An 18299-nucleotide genomic window follows, 5' to 3' on the forward strand; every position below is an offset into this window, starting at 1 on the left:
TTATGGTGCACAGTTTTTCTTTCGTAGCGTGCACGTTCGTTCTTCTTTATCTCTGCTGAGTATTTAAGGGTGAGCTAAGCGGTGTGAAAGTATTCAACCATTCATACTTTTTTTAATTTTCACTTCACCCAATCCCAGATCCGACCAACAAAACCCATCCACTCAACACAAAGACTTATGTTACACAAACCCCTTTCAGAGAACAATGGGAAGAACAGCGGTCGGAGGAACCTTCGAGTACCTTCACGACGGACACAAACAATTGATAAAGAAGGCCTTCGAAGCAGCCGGAGACGACATAGTGGACATCGGCCTCACATCCAACGGCATGGCCGGAGAAAAGAACCGCGATATACCCGACTATCCCACCCGCAAGGCCAATCTTACCGATTTTCTAAAAGAGATTGGCATCCCCGAAAACCACTATCATATCCAGATGCTCAACTCTCCCTACGGAAACACCCTCGAAGAAGACTATGAATACATCGTCGTCTCCCCCGAGACCTACCACGTAGCCCTGAAGATCAACGAGCTCAGAAAGGCTGACGGAAAGGCCGAGATAAAGATAATCAGGATAGAATACGTCATGGCCGATGATGACATCCCTATTTCTTCCACCCGTATTGTACACGGGGAGATCGACGTACATGGCCATCTGAAGGGCTTATACAGTTAACCTTATATACAGGTATACACCCGCTTCAAAAGTCAACACATATTCATACCACATATCTGGTTATACAGATCCTGTAGGATAATTATACCAATACTATTATCGGGAGCATTCAAAGGTTCACACTGAAAGCGACTCTGCAAAGTAATATCAATTTATTTGTTCAAAAAAAATATACCCCAGAAGCAAAATATGAACATCCCAAATTAAATAACTCAGAGATCAGCAAAGAATGATAAAAAGCCATATATACTGCAGTACTAATCTTTTAATGTGGGGGAAGCAGAGTGCTTAGAAAATTGCCATTCGTTTTGTTGAGGTTAACAGGGATATCATTTCTCTTCAGAGAAGTCCTGCAAAAAAATAAGGTTTCGATAATTCTATTCCACGACATAAATCCTTACATAATAGAAAAGTATCTGAAAACGCTGATACCCAAATACAATATAATCTCCCTTCAGGATTACATCAACGCAAGGGAGGCGGAAACTGTTAATCAGCTGCCACCAAAATCATTGATCATAACACTGGATGATGGGCATAAAAGTAACTACGACCTCAAACCCCTCCTAGAGAGATACAAAGTGCCGGCTACCATTTTTCTCTGCAGCGGCATCGTGGATACCAATCGGCACTTCTGGTGGAAACATGAGACCAGCGGAGAGTATGGCAGGGAACATCTGAAGAGAGTCTCCAATCAGGAAAAACTTGAGATCCTGAAACAATTCGGGTTCGAGGTAACAAAAGAGTTCGAGGACAGACAGGCACTATTAAAGAGCGAGATCGAGAATATGCAGGATATGGTAGACTTCCAGTCCCACACAGTGTTCCACCCCATCCTACCCATGTGTACCGACGAGGAAGCAGACTGGGAGATCGCGCAGTCAAAAAAGGACCTTGAAGAGAAATACGGATTCGACATATACTCATTGTCCTATCCGAACGGGGACTACTCTGAGAGGGATATCGAACTAGCTAAAAAGGCCGGATATACTTGCGGGATTACCATTGAACCGGGATTCAATTCCGGGAATACGGACCTTTTCAGACTAAAACGTGCACCCATAAGGGATGGTGCTGATATCAACGAACTGCTGGTCAAAGCAAGTGGAGTATGGTGGTATCTCAGGAAAATGGTGGGACGGTGACACCATTACAGACATACCAGTGCCTACAGGAGCACCAAAGTTCTGGACCACAGAAAAGCCGATATATTTATAGTTTGGATGAATATAAGTGAACACGTTCCGGTGAAGCCAGACAACTACATAAAGAAAAATCATAAAATTAATAGGAATACCATGCCATCAACAAAGATACGTCCACTTGAGGAAAAGGACTTTCCGGAACTGGCAGATCTCCTGAACGAAGGACTGGAGATCGATCCTGAGGTATGGATACGTCGTTTCGACATGTGGTGGACCAGCAATCCCTGGATGGATGAATCAATCCCTTATGGATGGGTCGTTGAAAACGGTAACTCGGGAATTGTTGGATTTATGGGGAACATCCCTGTTAAGTACCAGATCAATGGCAAAGATGGCATTGCTGCAGCCGGCACTTCATTATATGTACGACCTACAGTGAGAGGATTTACAAGTCTTCAGCTTGTACGTGCATTTGAAAAACAGAAAAATATCAATCTCCTGCTCAACACCACGGCAAATGAGACAGCATCAGTAATATTCAAGAAATTCGGATTTACCGAACACGATGTTCCGTATAACAACCTGGAATACTGGCATATCCGGGATTTCGGCGAAATATATAACCTGTACACACGTACGAGCATCAAATCTGACAGGATACAGCTTTTAGCAAAGATCCCCCTGATTCCCATAAAGCTGGCCTCACCGGTTGTCCGCTGGATCAAGGACAAAACAACGTTTAAATCACCACCGGATCATTACGAATGCTCCCTGTGCATGGATTGTGATGAATCGTTCACTGAATTGTGGGAGAACAACAGGAAAAACAACACAACGACCATATGCAGGGATGTAGAGACACTCAGGTGGCTCTACTTTTCAGATGCCATCGCTGAGAAAAGGAATGTGATCAGGTGCATCGATACCCGAAATGACAAACTAGTAGGGTACTTCGTAGTTGATGTCCCATGTACTGAGACAGATATCAAGATCATGCACCTCAAAGATGCCTACATACCACTTTTCGAGGAAGGCATAGTCCAGTCACTTGTTGAGTTCTCAATTAATTTGGCAAAAAGTAATAATGCTGCTGCAATGGCATTCTGGGCTACCGACCAGAAAATGGATGACGTGCTGAAAAAACGAGTCATGATCAAAAGAAAGCACAAACATGCATACCTGTATAATTTTATCAACGAGGATGATGAATCTGAGCTGAAAGAACAGAAGCATGAGTTCATTCCTTCACCCATTGATCCTGATAGAGGAATCCTTTGAGATGCAGGAAAGTCAGGGATCCCGGATAGCAAATGCACAAAAAAAGAGAATTACCAAAAATAATTCATACCTTTTTTACTTGAACAATTGATGCGTAGGCAAAGCCATCATCGCCATCAATAAAACACTTACATCAAAACCCGAGCACTATATTCTTCCACGACATGTGGTCATTCCTGTAGTATCCCGTCCCCCCAGTGATCTGGAACTGCATAGGAACCCGTCAGATCATACCAGTTAAAGAATGACACATCGCCTGCATCCTGGTCGTTTATGGCAAAGAACACACCAATTACATCACCAGGGGATTGTCCACCGACATCGCTCCACGGGATTGCAACCTCCATTATATAGCCAGCATCCAGATCACTGGCATAGCTCTTGCTACCCTGCAACGTCACCTTTTTGACAATATTACTCGAATAATCGTAATCTTTGCCGCTACCGGTACCCACATCATCCACAATAGCACCATTCAGATTTATGATAAAGTGATAGTCATCTGACTGCATCGCATCTCCACCGTCGTACAAAGTGTCAAGATAGATCTCAATGCTGTCGTCCAGGTGCAAACCACTTGTCTCGGTCAGACCGTCTGCCTGAAGGTCGCTGTCATCCACATCGAAAGCAAAGTAGAGGTATGAATCATCATACATTGCCTTTATTGATGCAGTATTATCTTTTTCCCGTTCTTTGTCAGAAGCAACATCAATTGCAATTCCTACTACATCTTTCCAATCATTGAGATCGCCATCCACCGTAGCAGTACCACGTACGACATTCAGATTTTCACGATCACCATCTGATTGTGCATCCTGCACCCCATCGCCGGAAAAGACATTCTTAATGATGGTGGAGATAGCAGGTTTTCCGGAATAGCTCTTGGATGCTTCGGCAGTATTACCGTACCGGCCAATGTTTATCCTGTTACCATTTGGATCGGGTTCATTGAAATAACTGCTGGAGATCTTACCTGCATCTATACACGGGCTGTTGGCTTTCATTATCTCCCAGCCAGTTCCGGTCCACGTCCCTGCTGTTGAACTTAAATGATAGTTACCTCTGGCCTCATCGTAGTACATAGGATCAAAATGAATATCATTTGGACCCTCTCCCACATGATTATAGTCCCCCAGGGCATTGTTGTAAATGTTGTTATTATCTGAAATAATGGTATGAGACTCATATTCGATATTATTTATACCATACCCGCGACCATCATAGGATTTCATACCGGTGATGATGTTGTTAGTTGCTGTAATGGTAAACCCGGATGTAGATGTTGAACCATGATATTCATGAGTGGAAATTCCGTCGCCCTCTCCGTTTGCAATGGTGTTCGACTCAATAGTAACATCATCATGGCCATAAACGCTTATACCACCGCTCCTGCCATCATCTCCAATTGTACCATAAATCAGATTGTGATGTATGTAATTGCCGGTCGTTTCGGATTTGTCAACCCTCCCCCCTGCCACCTCTGCAGCAAGGACAATACCATACTCCCTTACATTGTATATTGTATTGTAAGCAATTTCATTGTTAGATGAACCGGTGTTGGATTTATCGTTCTTATATATAAGATAGATAGCAGAATCACCCGAATTGAATGAGGTGAATGTATTTCTCTCAACTAAAGCACCGGAACACTCATCCAGACGGACACCGGTATTTGCTGCCACATGCCCGAATACATTATCATGTATCCAGATCCGGTTGTCAGCAGTTGAACCGGTGTACAAAACATATACACCAACGTGGCCGGACCTGCCAAAATAGTTATTGTATATATTCAGATTTGGAAGCTTCTCCCCGGAATTTATGACCTTGATAAAATCACCAATACCAGTGGTAAACGACAGATTATGGAATGTGAGGTCCTTACCACGGATCTCAATTGTAGGATAGTGATCCACTTCATCTGATGGAATACGTGGCTGGTTCCATCTGTCCGCATCGAACGTAAGATTAGTAACAGTTACATTGTTAGACTGTTTGTAGCCACGTCCACTGAGTGGGGTCACCCCTGAGACCATTTGCCAGTCATCCCTCGGAGGATTGAATCTAGCCACGAGTTTGACTGTTGCCCCCATATCCCCTGTTAGCGTTGTATCATCCGGGATTTCAATCGTTCCCTGAATGATGAAATCGTTATCTCCACCATCATCCCTCAGATAAACAGTGTTTAAATCTGCATGCTCACCCACATACTGAAGAGCAGCATTAATCTCAACTTCATCTTTTGCCCCATCACAATTGTAGTCACCATTACCATCTGCGGAAACATACACAATGGATCCCCCACCTGGAGTAATGTTCGTAGGAATGGATGGAGCGTCCATAAAATGCACAGCTGAAACTCCCACAGCTACCACTATTAGAACTAACAGGATCTGCATGAGACCCATAGATGAAACCTTTTTACGAACGGGTGCCGGAAAGATCATATAGGTCACAATCGCACTGATCAAAAGTACAAAGAGCAAAGCTTGTGCACTTGGATAGAGCATACTACTAAATTGAACATTTGAAAATATAAATCTATCCGGGATGCGATCAAAATATAGGAGATAATGAACAATAATTAAGTATTGAACTTCAGGCAGAACTCAGGGATTCCTGAGATAGTTTCAAAAGTTGAGAATGAAATAAAAAAAGTTGGCGCAAAATTGCGCCTGAATTTAAGTCAATTATATAGTTTCACCGAAGTAGTGTGCTACAATGGTGAGGTCCTGAATGTTCACTTCACCATCCTCGTTTACATCCCAGCTTGGGTGTGGTTTTGAACTACCCAGATTTTGAGCCACAAGAGTGACATCCAGAATATTCACTACACCATCCTTATTTACATCCCAACGTGGGAGTATTTTGATGACAGTGACAACATTTTGAGTAGTCACCTGATCGGTTCCGTCACTTACAACAGCTTCGATGGTGTAAGAACCTGAAGAATCAGCATCCCATGAATAACTGGAAGTTGTACTGACGGTAACACCATTGATCTTCAGAGCATAGTTCAGTTCATCTTCATCTGCATCAAAAGCAACTACTCCAATGTCAACCACATTTCCAACCTCAAAGACCGAATCATGGTCAGGTGAGAGGAAAGTAATTACCGGAGCGTTGTTCGAAGGGTCATTGCTTATTGCATTCACAGTAATGATCATAGACTCTGAGTCACTGAGTTCGCCATCGGTAACTTCGAACAGCAGACCATAGTCACCTGAAGGGACAGCGGAAGGAGTCCAGCTGAATTCACCTGATAAAGAATCAAATGATGCACCGTTAGGCAGGCCGCTTACTGTATAGGAAAGAGGGTCACTTTCAGCATCTGATGCACTGACAGTAAAGCTTACAGTGCTTCCCTCATCCACTGTCCTGTCATCAATAGAAGACATGATAGGTGCGGTGTTGCTTGTAGCTGTAATGGTCGCATCCCCCCAGCGGTCAGGAACAGCGTAGGAAGTGGTCAGATCGTGCCAGTTAAGGAGATATACAGTACCCGTATTATCCTGGTCATTTACAGCAAGGAACAGACCAACATCATTGCTGGAAGGAATTCCACCAATGTCACTCCATGGAATTGCAACCTCGATGATGTAACCGGAATCTGTACTGGCATCGTTCTTGGTACCCTGCAGATTCACATTAGTGATGATGTTGCTTGAGTAACTGTAGTCCTTTCCGGTACCCGTACCCACGTCATCCACCACTGCACCATTCAAATTAATGATAAAGTGGTAGTCATCAGGCTGCATTGCAGCTCCACCGTTGTTCAAAGTGTCAAGATAGATCTCAATGCTATCATCCAGATGGAGACCACCTGTCTCGATCAGGGCGTCTGCCTGAAGGTTGCTGTCTGTCACATCATATGAAATGTAAAGGTATGTGCTATCATACATTGATTTGACTGTTGCAGTGTTATCTGAAACGCCAGACATGGTGGTTCCTGCAGCGTATTGCCAGTCTGAAAGATCACCGTCGATCATTGCAGTGCCACTTGAAATGTCCAGATGTGCGTTGCCGACATCTGATGGAGCGTCTGGTGAAGTATCCTGTACTGTAATATGAACAGTGTCAGTGTCAACCTCTCCATCACCATCTGTTACTGTCAGTGTTGCTGTGTATGTTCCTCCAGAACTGTAGGAGTGCTGGACAACGGCACCGGTTGCATCCTGCTGGATTCCATTAGAGTTGTCGAAATCCCACTTGTAGGATGCGATACTGACGTCATCTGTTGATGCGGATCCATCCAAAGTCACAGTCTCACCGACAGAAACTGTGCGGTCAGAACCTGCAGAAGCGGTAGGCTTCACGGAAGTTGTGGGTTCTTCAGGAGTTGTTGGCTCATCAGGAATTGTAGATTGACTGGAATCATGAATGTCATGTGTACCCTCAGCTGTATTTCTATAATTACCCAATGCATTGCCATAGATGTTGTTATAATCGGAAATTATGGTGTGTCTGCTGGATTCAACGTTATTGATACCATACCCACGACCATTATAATATGTCATCCCATAGATGAGATTGTTCTTAGCAGTAATGGTAAAACCAGACGTAGAGGTTGAACCATAATATTCGTGAGTTGATATTCCGTCACCGTCACAGTTTGCTATGGTGTTGTATTCGATCAGAACATCATCATAACCATACACGTTGATACCACCGGCATTACCATCCCCAATAGTATTGCGGATCGAATTGTGATGGATATAGTTACCAGCTGTTTCGGATTTGTCCACTACGCCTCCACTGACCTCTGCAGCAAGAGTGACACCGTATTCCCTCACATCGTATATTGTATTATACCTGATCTCGTTGTCATGTGAACCAGTGTTGCTTCCCGCATTCCTGTACAGGAGATAGATTGCGGAATCTCCCTGATTATAGGAAGTGAACACATTGTTTTCAACCAAAGCACCAGAACACTCGTCCAGGCGAACACCGGTATTTGCTGCCACATAACCGAATTCATTGTCATGTATCCAGATTCTGTTATCACCGGTGTATCCGGTATACAGGACATATACGCCACAGTGTCCGGACCTGCCGAAATAGTTATTGTAGATATTAATGTCCGGATATTTTTCGCCATAGTTACCGATCTTGATGAAATCGCCAACACCATCTTCAAACCTACAATTATAGATAGTGATGTCCTTTCCCCTAATGGAGATAGTCTCTCTTTCATCTTTCTTGCTAATAGGCATGTTGTCCTGATTCCATCTGTCAGCATCAAAAATAATGTTCCTTATTATGATGTGATTGGCACTGTTGTATACCTGACTTGTAGGAGTTGCACCCGTAACCATCTGTTCAAAATCGTATTCAGTAAGACCGGCCTTTAATTTAACACGTACACCGGTTTCACCATCAAGAATGGTATTGTCATGAATCTCAATTTGATCAGAGATTATATAGTCATTTTCTCCACCATCATCCATCAGGTAAACAGTGGTAAACTCTGCATTATCGTTGACAAATTGCAGAGCTGCATTGATCTGTACTTCATCGTTTACTCCATCACAATTATAGTCACCGTTGCCAGCTGCAGATACATATACCACCGGAGCAGTAGCACCCAATGCAGTTGGTACAGCAATTAATGAAATGAATGATAAGAGTAATAAAATTTTAAGTTTCCTCATAGTTACCACAAATCTTACTTGTAGAATTTTTATGTTGTATTTTTATATTGTTATTAGATATTAGTGATGGTGATTCAGGGTCATAATCACATATAAATGTTGTGAGTTTTTCCCTGCATAAAACTTAGGCACATAATAAACCAAAGTTGTCATGCATCTACATCACGAGTACCAAATAACGATTTTTATGTACACTAATAAGAGTATTGTGTACACTTAAGTTGAGAATTATGTAGATATTTTTCTGAATAATGCGCATGAAATGAACACACTTTTCGACTATATTTAGAAAGGACAGTAGATATTCAAACGGACCAGCTCACTAAATAAAATAATTAGAATAAAATACAGAAGTGGAGGGAAAATTAGCCATATTAATGATTGAGTCAAAGAATAAAAGCATCAATACCAATAACAAGGAAAAACTCTCGATTAATACTTAATATGTATAGGCATTGGCCCCCTTCTAGGGCAGCATCATTATAATGATGAGAAAGATTGTATGAGTCTTGAAAGTTTTGGCCGCTTACATAAGCAGATAGAGCAGTTGAGGCACATCGAACAATATGAAAGATTTGAGAGATACAATTTACAAAGAAAACATATTACTTCAACTTAGGAAAGGACCAACGACCACATCGTGTGAAATAGTCAATTGTCAATGCCATGTTTTTCCCATACCACGTTCAAAATGGAGAGAACCAATTTCCTTAAATATTTTTATAACCCATAATATAAAGGGTTAAAGGGGTAAGTCTGACAAATTGAGAGATGGCATGCCCGATATGTGACAAACAGTAGTTGAGCACAAAAGTGTGACCAAAAAAACCTGCAAGATACATCAGGGTTTATTGGAAAAGCATGAGCAATACTTCACACTATATATTAGTGCAGGTTTGAGAGTCAAGTTCTCGTGATAGATAGTAGGATCGTGACCCATCTGACAAGAATATCGTCGAGGGTACATTAGTCAACATATAATAAGGAAAGGATGTAAACGAGGCATCCGATGAGATCAGATGATACCTAATAGCACATTGATTGAAAAGCTGAAAGAAGAAAAGGAACTATGGGATCTTTTCACAAAAAAAGAGGAATACAATCCCCCTATTCTTGATGAATATGAAAGATTCCCCTACTATTTGAGCAGTTCCCGAGACATCTTCGAACCCAAGGTCTCAAAATATCTGATCGAAAATGGTTTTAAGCCGGAATACCCGGATGGAAAGGAATTCGCCGTTTGTCTGACGCATGATATTGATGTAATTAAAGAGAGCAATTTTAGATATGCATTAAATTCTTTCAGAGCTGTTACCAAAGGAAATATCAAAGAAGCACTAAGAAACTTCACCTACGCAATAAACAAAAGAAGCCACCCATACTGGAACTTCCGGGAGATAATTAAGTTGGAAGAACAGTATGGAGCTACATCAAGTTTTTACTTCCTTGCACTTGAGCCTGGGGAACAGAATTATGACTATGACCTGCAGACCCTCAGGGACGACATAAGATATATAGATGCCAGAGGTTGGGAAGTAGGGCTCCATGGTGGTCACAGATCATACAACAATTATGAAGACCTTTACAAAAAGAAAGAAAAGCTTGAAGCTGTTCTTGGGAAAAACATAATCGGGTATCGGAACCACTACTTAAGATTCAGGACTCCTGAAACCTGGGAGTTACTTAGTAAAGCCGGTTTCAAATATGACACAACTTTCGGATATAACGACTGTGCAGGATTCAGAAATGGTATGTGCCATCCGTTCAGACCGATAAACCTGAAAACAGGAAAAGAGATCGATATCGTGGAGATCCCATTGACGATAATGGACTGTACACTTCTCAGGGATTATATGAGACTAGACTTCAACGGTTCATGGGAAATCACAAAGAAACTAATCGACTCTGTTGCAAAATACAACGGTGTAATTACAATACTCTGGCACAACACATACATGCTGGACGAAAATCTGGAATTCTACAAAAAAATCCTAAACTATTGTTATGAAAAGGATGCATGGATGGCCAGTGGAAAAGATATGACCGAATGGTGGGAACAATGAGTTCAGAGATGAGAGTCAGGGAAATTGGTCCTGATGAATACGAACTCTGGGATGAGATGGTTGAAATTTCCCCATACGGAACAATATTCCAGAAAAGCAATTGGTTAACAATATGCAAGGATTCGTTCAACTTCGACCTGAAAATGTATGGCTGTTTTCATAAAGACGAGTTGGTCGGAGGATGCTCCCTTTTTAGTTACAGGGTTAGAAGAATATTCAGGGTAGCATCATCTTACTGCAACATGACCCCCTATGGAGGCATTCTGGTAAAAAGATCAGCAAGTAAGAAAGTAAGAAATCAAGAAGAGTTCCAAAACAATGTTTTGAAGAATATCCTGAAACACATCGAAGAACAGGGATATGATAGTGTTTCGATATCAAATCCCCCTGATTTCATAGACACCAGGCAATTTTCATCCAATAAGTGGATCAAAGATATTAGGTATTCTTACTATTTTGACCTGAGGGAGGATATTGAAACAAGAATGCCAAAGGGATTGAAGGCGATTATTCGTAAGGCTAATGAAAATGGGATCCTGGTTAAAAAAGAGGATGACCTCCAGCGTTTTTACGAGCTTATTAACCAAACGTATGAAAGGCAACAACTAATACCACCTGCACAAATGAATTTTTATGAAAAAATAATGGATTTCTTACATAAAACCCATCAAGGGGAAATGTGGATTGCAGAAATGCCCACAGGAGAAGTTGTAGCCGCAGAAATAATCATTTGGGATAACAAAAGAGCCCATAGATGGGCAGCTACTTCAAATCCGGATCTGAAAAGCCATAATGCAACATCTCTATTACTGCACAATATTTTTCAGGATCTTAAGAGCAGAAACTTTAAAGAGATAAATTTAATGAGTGGTAATACCCCAAAACTGACTAAATTCATAACAGGATTTAATCCGGAATTGGTACCTTACTACGTAGTAAGCAGACATTCAACAAAATTTGATGTATCCCTACATATAATAAATTATATTAGATGAAATATTTTTTCTTATTTTTTTGCTGCATTTATAGCACCTAGTAATTTAGACCTTAGAGTATGATCCAGATAGATCACTACAATATAATAAGCAATTGAAAGCACCATGGAAAGGAATAAAATTACATATATTGTAGCTGAAAGGTAATCAACTAGGACCAAAGGGATGGAAACTAAAATTGCGATAAGCAGATATTTTACAAAATGTCTGACCTCATGTGTCAATTGAACACCAGATATTCTTAAAAGATAGAAATTTGCACAGCTCCATAAAATAACACCAACAATGGACAATAACATAAGTCCGAGGATTGGGTCATTATAACTTCCCCCTATAAAAAGTGTAATAAATATTGAACAAATGATCAGGATATTAAAAATAAGTTCAATATTTTGCTTTTCAAGTATGTCGAAAATGGAAGATATCGGGGAATACATAAATCTTATAAATAGCCAAGGAGCAAGTATTTTTGCATAAATTCCTGCAGAATACCACTCAGCCCCTAAAAAGAAGGTGAACAGGTCCTCACCGACGATCATAAACACGATAAGTGGAAATGCCCCTATGAGAATCAATTTCCTGTGTACTTCAGTCACTAATTCTTTGAAGTTTCCATTTTCATTTTTAACTTCACTTGCTTTCTGGAAGAAGACCTGACTGGTAGCACCACCTATTAAAGTTACAGGCAAAGCCAGTATTAAATTCGCAAACGAATAATGGCCCACTATTGCAGAAGTGAAATAGAACGCAAGCATAAAAGGTGGAAGCTGAAAAGAGAACGTGTTTACAAACAGAGAGCCCATGGAAAATTTCGGGAATCTTTTATACCTAATGGCCAGTTCTTTCATCCTGTGCACTGAAACCTTCCTGAAATACTGGATATCAGATTTGAAGTAGCCCAGCATCAGGATATTTGCCAGAAAAAAACCTGTCAAGTAACCAGTGATCAAGCCCATTGGAGAAGGATTGTAAGATCCGATCCCTACCTGGGACACTCTTGAACCTAATGAATTTGCAATACGTGATTCGGCAACAACCCCAAACCGGATCCTGCGAGATGTCCAATAGTTCAGCACGTTGAACAGGCCACTTAAAAAAACGACTATCGGCAAAAGAAGAAGATAATCTGCAAGATCAGGAGTATTTAAGAAACCTGAGATCTCATCAGATAGCGGGATGAATATGAGTCCGGATGCAATAGAAGTGATTACTAATAAAATGAAACATAACGAAACAATATTTGCAGAATCCTCGTTCTTTTTAGGGAGCATTATTGCAAGGTGATAAGTAAGACAGGATATAATTGCAATAATACTTGCAATTGATAAAAATAACTGAAAAACTCCAAAATCTTCCGGAGAATAAAGTCGGGAAATAATAGGAAAAAGTAATATTCCAATAATTTGGGCGATCATACTCCCTGATACTAATTTCATAATATTACGGATAAAATCTGACATTGAATCACACCCATTTTAGAATAATACAACAATGAATCAATATGATTTATAGAAGGTACACTAAATTTAGCTGGAGCCCTCAAGCACAGAGCATATTCTTTCACAGGCATCTCCGGATCCGAACACGTTACCTTTCATACCTGAACCTTCAAACCCATTAATAGCATCCATAATCATATTGCAATCTGATCCAACTAGCACATTCCATCCATCATTCACGGTTTCTACCCATTCGGTATTATCACGCATTGTAATACAGGGAACACCAAGCATATAGGCTTCCTTCTGGATTCCACCGGAGTCAGTAAGAACCTTCCTGGAATTGGACATGAGTTTTAGCATGTCAAGATAACCAACAGGAGATATGACACTCACATTTTCACAAAGATTATCCCAAAGTCCATATTTAATGAGATATTTTTTAGTCCGGGGATGAACAGGAAAAACAACATGTTCATCCACACTGCAAAAGGCTTTCACAATGGAAGATAGATTTTCAATGCTATCCGTATTTGAAGCACGGTGTACAGTTGCAACCATAAAATCCTTAGGAGAAAGCTCCAGATCATCAAGTATCGAGGATCCTTCTTCTGCTATCCTTATATTGTACTGCAGTGCATCCATCATCACGTCACCAACATTGTATACGCCTTCAGTAATGCCTTCGTTTCCAAGATTTATCACTGCTGTTTCCGTAGGACAGAACAAAATATCTGAAATATGGTCCGTAACTACGCGATTGATCTCTTCTGGCATAGTTCTGTCAAACGAGCGAAGACCGGCCTCGACGTGAGACACAGGAATATGACGCTTGGAGGCTGCAAGAGAACCTGCAATAGTAGAGTTGGTATCACCATAAACCAGGACCATATCAGGCTCTTCACTAATGAGAATCTTTTCGATCCCGATCAGCATATTACCTGTTTGCTCACCCTGTGTAGCGGAACCGATACCAAGATTATGATCCGGTTCCGGAATGCCAAGTTCTTTGAAGAAAACATCAGACATATCAGGATCATAATGTTGCCCGGTGTGGACAAGTATCTCATCGTGAGATTTTCTAAGTTCACGGGAAAGTGGAGCACATTTTATGAACTGTGGCCTGGCACCGATAACGGATATTATTTTCATGATGACACCCATGTTGACAAAAAAATTGGCAATGTAATAGAGATTATGCATTTATTTAGATTTAAAAGTATCATTATTGTGCATTGAGAAGTACTGCAATATAATTCCAGTTATGAATTTTCTTCTTTCACCAGTAGATCTTCGGAACCTTTGTCGCTTATTTTTCTAGCCGGAACACCCGCAATTGAAATATTTGTTCCCAAAAATGATTTATTTACAACAGAATTTGCACCAATTGCAATTCCATCCGCGATCTCTATGTCACCAAATAACTTGGCACCCGGACCAATATAAACATTGTTTCCAATACGAGGTGCTAAATTTGAATAGCCTGCCTTGGTCCCGATGTTTACACATGTGTGTATTCGACAATTCGATCCAACTCTGGCATTGGTATTTACAACAATGGTCCCAACATGAGCAATGCTTAAACCAGGCCCAAAAACATTCTTAGGTATGGTGAATCCCAATTTCACGCTCATTGCATAGTACCTCCATTTTAGAAATAGGACATATGGTTTCCAGAATATAAATTTTTTACAATTGTGATAGTATTCTACTTTCCTTAACAATCTCTCAAATTTCCATATATCATCAGCAAAAAAAGGCCTTTTACCAGTTCTCCCCAAAGCCACCTTATCTGCTTCTAAATAGGAATGATAATCCTGTTTTGTTTTGATCATCACAACCACCATTGTGTGAGGGGGTCCGAATTGTTATCGGAAATACCAATACAATTCGAAATAATACAACATGCTCAACGCTCACAGATCTTCCAAAATTCCGGATTTTAGTACAATCTGTTCCCAATCAAATTCTTTTGCTAATATCTTGTTGTTCTGAGACATTTCTGTACGCAACTCGGGATCACTAAACAAATACTCCACTCTGTCAGCCAGACTTTTAGGATTACCGGACTCATATTTCACATAATTGACATTTTCTTTCAAATGTCCGGGAATTCCTTCAATATCTGCAATTACCATTGGTTTCCCTGCTGCAAGATATTCGGATATTTTTCTATTCGAGAAAAAATCCTTCAATTTTGACATGTAAAAATCTTTATTGTACGGAACAATACAAACATCCATCCGTTTTAATATTGCCATTACTGAACTGTATTCAAGACGACCGGTCAGAATTACATTTTCCTTTTGACCATACTTTGCGAAGATTTTCTTATAATCGTAACCCTGCCCAACGATCACAACAACCACATCTTTCAGATAATCAACTGAATCACAAATATCATCTATTTTCATTACCTGTTCCCAGTTTCCGATAAAACCTATAACTTTCTTACTTTTCGGAATATCCAGAGGACACTCAGAGTCATTAGATTCGATTTTTCCCACATCGACCCCGTTTGGCAGATAAATACACTTATGAGCATATTCTTTAATCTGCTCTTTTACACCGGCACTTACCACAATAATCCTGTCAGAATTCTTCAAAAGCACCCTTTCAGAGAATTTAGCGATATAGCCTCTTAAAATACGTTTTCGTTGATACAGTTCAAGATGGTACTTACCATGAAAATCATAGTATATCTTTGTATTAAGCAGTCTTAAAAATGGATACAATACAATACAGTCATAACCCCTGATGATAACGTAATCGATCTTTTTCGTAAGAAGGAAATGAAATACTTTCATGGACATCTGGAATCTAAATGAAATTCCTTTCAACAGAGACAATTTCCCCGCAATAGGTATAATGGGTTTAACCTGAATAAGATTCTCCAGAACTACTTCGTTCTGTTCGTTCTTCTGCAACATTAAGTAAGTATCGGGCAAATATTTTTTGAGCTCCTGGAAAACATGCAAAGCTCTTGAGGACTGGACGATGCTATAAGATGCCTTCGTCTCCATAAAAATGATCAGACCTTTTTTCGAGATCTGTTTCTGATCATTCCCGAACGATCGCCTTGAAGATTTCATTGAACTGCCTCATAGATATCAATTGCTGAGTTTGAATAGACCTTGTTGTTGGCCTTCAAATTTGAATTTAAGTAGCCCCATTCTAAACTATCATCCCCTCTGATCATAGTCCTATCAAATAATAGTCCTCTATCTAACTCTTCATTTCTCAAAATGAAATAACCATCTGTGACAGTAAAATTTGTAACATCGAAGGAATCAATTCTATAATACTTAATCCCAAGGTTGTCGGTTTCACTAAATCTGCGATTCTCAAATAACCTGGAAGTAGGAGTATCCGTATATAATATTGAGTTATCCGGAACGGAATCAAAAACATGGTCAAAACCTATCAGCTCATCTGAATAGAAATAGGTCCTGCTGGCAATAACCTCATCATATTCCGGACTGCCGCCTATCAAAGACGGATATACGAATCCCGTCAAAAGGATTGAGATTATCAAACCGGCATACAAGACCCTTTTCCCCTTTGATGACAGATAATTGTAAAAAAAGAGAATGCCAGCAGCCATTGAAAAAGCTATGAATGGACTTACAAGTAAAATAAAACGGTCAAATCTAAAAAGGGTCATTACATCCCAGAGAGTTTGTAGCGGATTTGGCAGATATAGTGGTAAGGAAAACAGAGTAACCATAGTAAAAACTGCAGCGTATTTATTACCATATTTCCAGAACATTGCCCCAATTCCAATAAAAACAAAGAATGTGACGATCATCGTGTCAACATTTTGAGAGAGAAATATCCACTCTAACCCAGTCTGAATGTCCTGCTTTATTGTAAGTTCACCAGATATATGGGTCGCCCTGGAGGTCAATGCAAGAAATGTAAAGGAATAAGCAACATAAAACCAATAGGTTAAGAACGTTACAGTTAGTAAAAGAATGTAATTGTTATCGTGGAATTTGGATTTTAGACCCGTCAAATTGGTTAACAAAAGTTCAGAAACTAAGAACAATATCATTATGGCAATTATCTGAGGAGTTGACACCTGATGAACAATTACTATAAAGCTGGCAACAACTACGCCCAGTATTTTCAATCGAGAATCATTCATCTCTGAATTCTTATAGATCAGATATATCAGCATTAAAAACGCAACAAATGCTGCAACTCTGGTGACCATATACATCCCATAATAAACTACTATACTCAGGGTTGAAAACAGAGCAACTGAAAGTAAAGACAATTTTACGTATTTAGTAGTGCTTAAAAAAATGCAGTATAAGAAAAGCACTACAACTGTGAATACTAAAGGAGCTACTACAAAAAATGCTGTCGTGATATTCAGATTTAGCAGATATGAAGTCTCCGATATCAGAATATGAAATAAAGGAAAATTCGTATAGGTTACACTTAGATATTCAGGGATTGTGTGCCCGGTAAGATAGGTTACCTGAGACATGAAAAGATGTGGTAATATGTCAGTGGCACCATAATAAAGATGGTCCTTTAAGGTAAAACTATAGATCAAATTCACCATGCATAGAATGATTTCAGATAGAACCAGATATTGATTTACTCCTTTAGAGAGAATCTGGACAAAAATAATCGTATAAAGTAAAGTCATCATTACAAAATAGTACCAGGGCCTGACTGATGAAATAAGTACAACGACCAAACTCAAAGCATAAAGAATGAAGAATATGCTAGATAATTGCCTTTGCTCAAGTTTCATTTCAAGATCGGAACTTGGAATTTTCGTTCCACTCCCATATATTCTGGTCAGCGCTATTGCTGCAACAATACCCGGAATTGCTATAGCAAGACCCCTGATAGCAAAATCGGGCCTCCCTATCACAAACGCAAAACCCAAACCTCCAAGAACAACAACAACTACTAGATAGGGCCAGATAAGACCAAAAATTTCAATCAGCGTTTTGTCCCTGTTTGTTATTGATCTTAATAAGTTCATAAGCACCCGGTCCCCAACCTCAATACTCCTAAAATGTTTCAATTGCG

General features: G+C 40.1%; 12 protein-coding genes. 5 read left to right on the forward strand and 7 right to left on the reverse strand.

Going from position 1 to position 18299, the window contains the following annotated elements:
- Positions 1-205 precede the first annotated feature (205 nt).
- From WOA13_RS08845 to WOA13_RS08855, 3 genes are all read left to right on the forward strand, one after another.
- Positions 206-676, forward strand: a complete 471-nt coding sequence (locus WOA13_RS08845; protein WP_342127537.1) for a phosphopantetheine adenylyltransferase — start codon at positions 206-208, stop codon at positions 674-676.
- A 284-nt stretch (positions 677-960) separates the two neighbouring features.
- On the forward strand, positions 961-1821 hold the full coding sequence (locus tag WOA13_RS08850) for a polysaccharide deacetylase family protein (protein ID WP_342127538.1): 861 nt from the start codon (positions 961-963) through the stop codon (positions 1819-1821).
- Positions 1822-1974: 153 nt separating this feature from the next.
- Positions 1975-3099, forward strand: coding sequence for a GNAT family N-acetyltransferase (locus tag WOA13_RS08855; protein ID WP_342127539.1), 1125 nt, complete (start codon positions 1975-1977; stop codon positions 3097-3099).
- Between the two features lie 170 nt (positions 3100-3269).
- On the opposite strand, the gene WOA13_RS08860 is transcribed toward WOA13_RS08855, so the two are convergent.
- Together WOA13_RS08860 and WOA13_RS08865 are read right to left on the reverse strand one after the other, a co-directional pair.
- Positions 3270-5609 carry a sugar-binding protein gene (locus WOA13_RS08860; RefSeq protein ID WP_342127540.1) on the reverse strand — a complete coding sequence of 780 codons (2340 nt, stop codon included), beginning with the start codon at positions 5607-5609 and terminating at the stop codon, positions 3270-3272.
- A gap of 180 nt (positions 5610-5789) precedes the next feature.
- Positions 5790-8750, reverse strand: coding sequence for a sugar-binding protein (locus WOA13_RS08865; protein WP_342127541.1), 2961 nt, complete (start codon positions 8748-8750; stop codon positions 5790-5792).
- A gap of 1019 nt (positions 8751-9769) precedes the next feature.
- Here WOA13_RS08865 and WOA13_RS08870 point away from each other — a divergent pair.
- Both WOA13_RS08870 and WOA13_RS08875 read left to right on the forward strand, forming a co-directional pair.
- Positions 9770-10813 (forward strand): polysaccharide deacetylase family protein, encoded by a 1044-nt coding sequence (locus tag WOA13_RS08870; protein ID WP_342127542.1) that lies wholly within the window; start codon positions 9770-9772, stop codon positions 10811-10813.
- Complete coding sequence (locus tag WOA13_RS08875) at positions 10810-11808, forward strand: lipid II:glycine glycyltransferase FemX (protein WP_342127543.1); 999 nt, start codon at positions 10810-10812, stop codon at positions 11806-11808. The genes WOA13_RS08870 and WOA13_RS08875 overlap by 4 nt, the downstream gene beginning before the upstream one ends.
- An 11-nt stretch (positions 11809-11819) precedes the next feature.
- Here the strand turns inward: WOA13_RS08875 and WOA13_RS08880 are convergent, their stop codons facing one another.
- From WOA13_RS08880 to WOA13_RS08900, 5 genes are all read right to left on the reverse strand, one after another.
- Positions 11820-13268, reverse strand: a complete 1449-nt coding sequence (locus tag WOA13_RS08880) for an oligosaccharide flippase family protein (RefSeq protein WP_342127544.1) — start codon at positions 13266-13268, stop codon at positions 11820-11822.
- Between the two features lie 66 nt (positions 13269-13334).
- Complete coding sequence (gene wecB, locus WOA13_RS08885) at positions 13335-14399, reverse strand: non-hydrolyzing UDP-N-acetylglucosamine 2-epimerase (protein WP_342127545.1); 1065 nt, start codon at positions 14397-14399, stop codon at positions 13335-13337.
- 110 nt (positions 14400-14509) lie between these two features.
- Positions 14510-15082 carry a serine O-acetyltransferase gene (locus tag WOA13_RS08890; RefSeq protein ID WP_342127546.1) on the reverse strand — a complete coding sequence of 191 codons (573 nt, stop codon included), beginning with the start codon at positions 15080-15082 and terminating at the stop codon, positions 14510-14512.
- A gap of 81 nt (positions 15083-15163) precedes the next feature.
- Positions 15164-16339, reverse strand: a complete 1176-nt coding sequence (locus tag WOA13_RS08895) for a glycosyltransferase family 4 protein (protein WP_342127547.1) — start codon at positions 16337-16339, stop codon at positions 15164-15166.
- A complete protein-coding gene (locus WOA13_RS08900) occupies positions 16336-18252 on the reverse strand; it encodes a hypothetical protein (RefSeq protein ID WP_342127548.1) in 1917 nt (638 codons plus the stop codon). The genes WOA13_RS08895 and WOA13_RS08900 overlap by 4 nt, the downstream gene beginning before the upstream one ends.
- Positions 18253-18299: the final 47 nt, after the last annotated feature.

It is taken from the genome of Methanococcoides sp. LMO-2 (genome assembly GCF_038432375.1).
Classification (GTDB): Archaea; Halobacteriota; Methanosarcinia; order Methanosarcinales; family Methanosarcinaceae; genus Methanococcoides; species Methanococcoides cohabitans.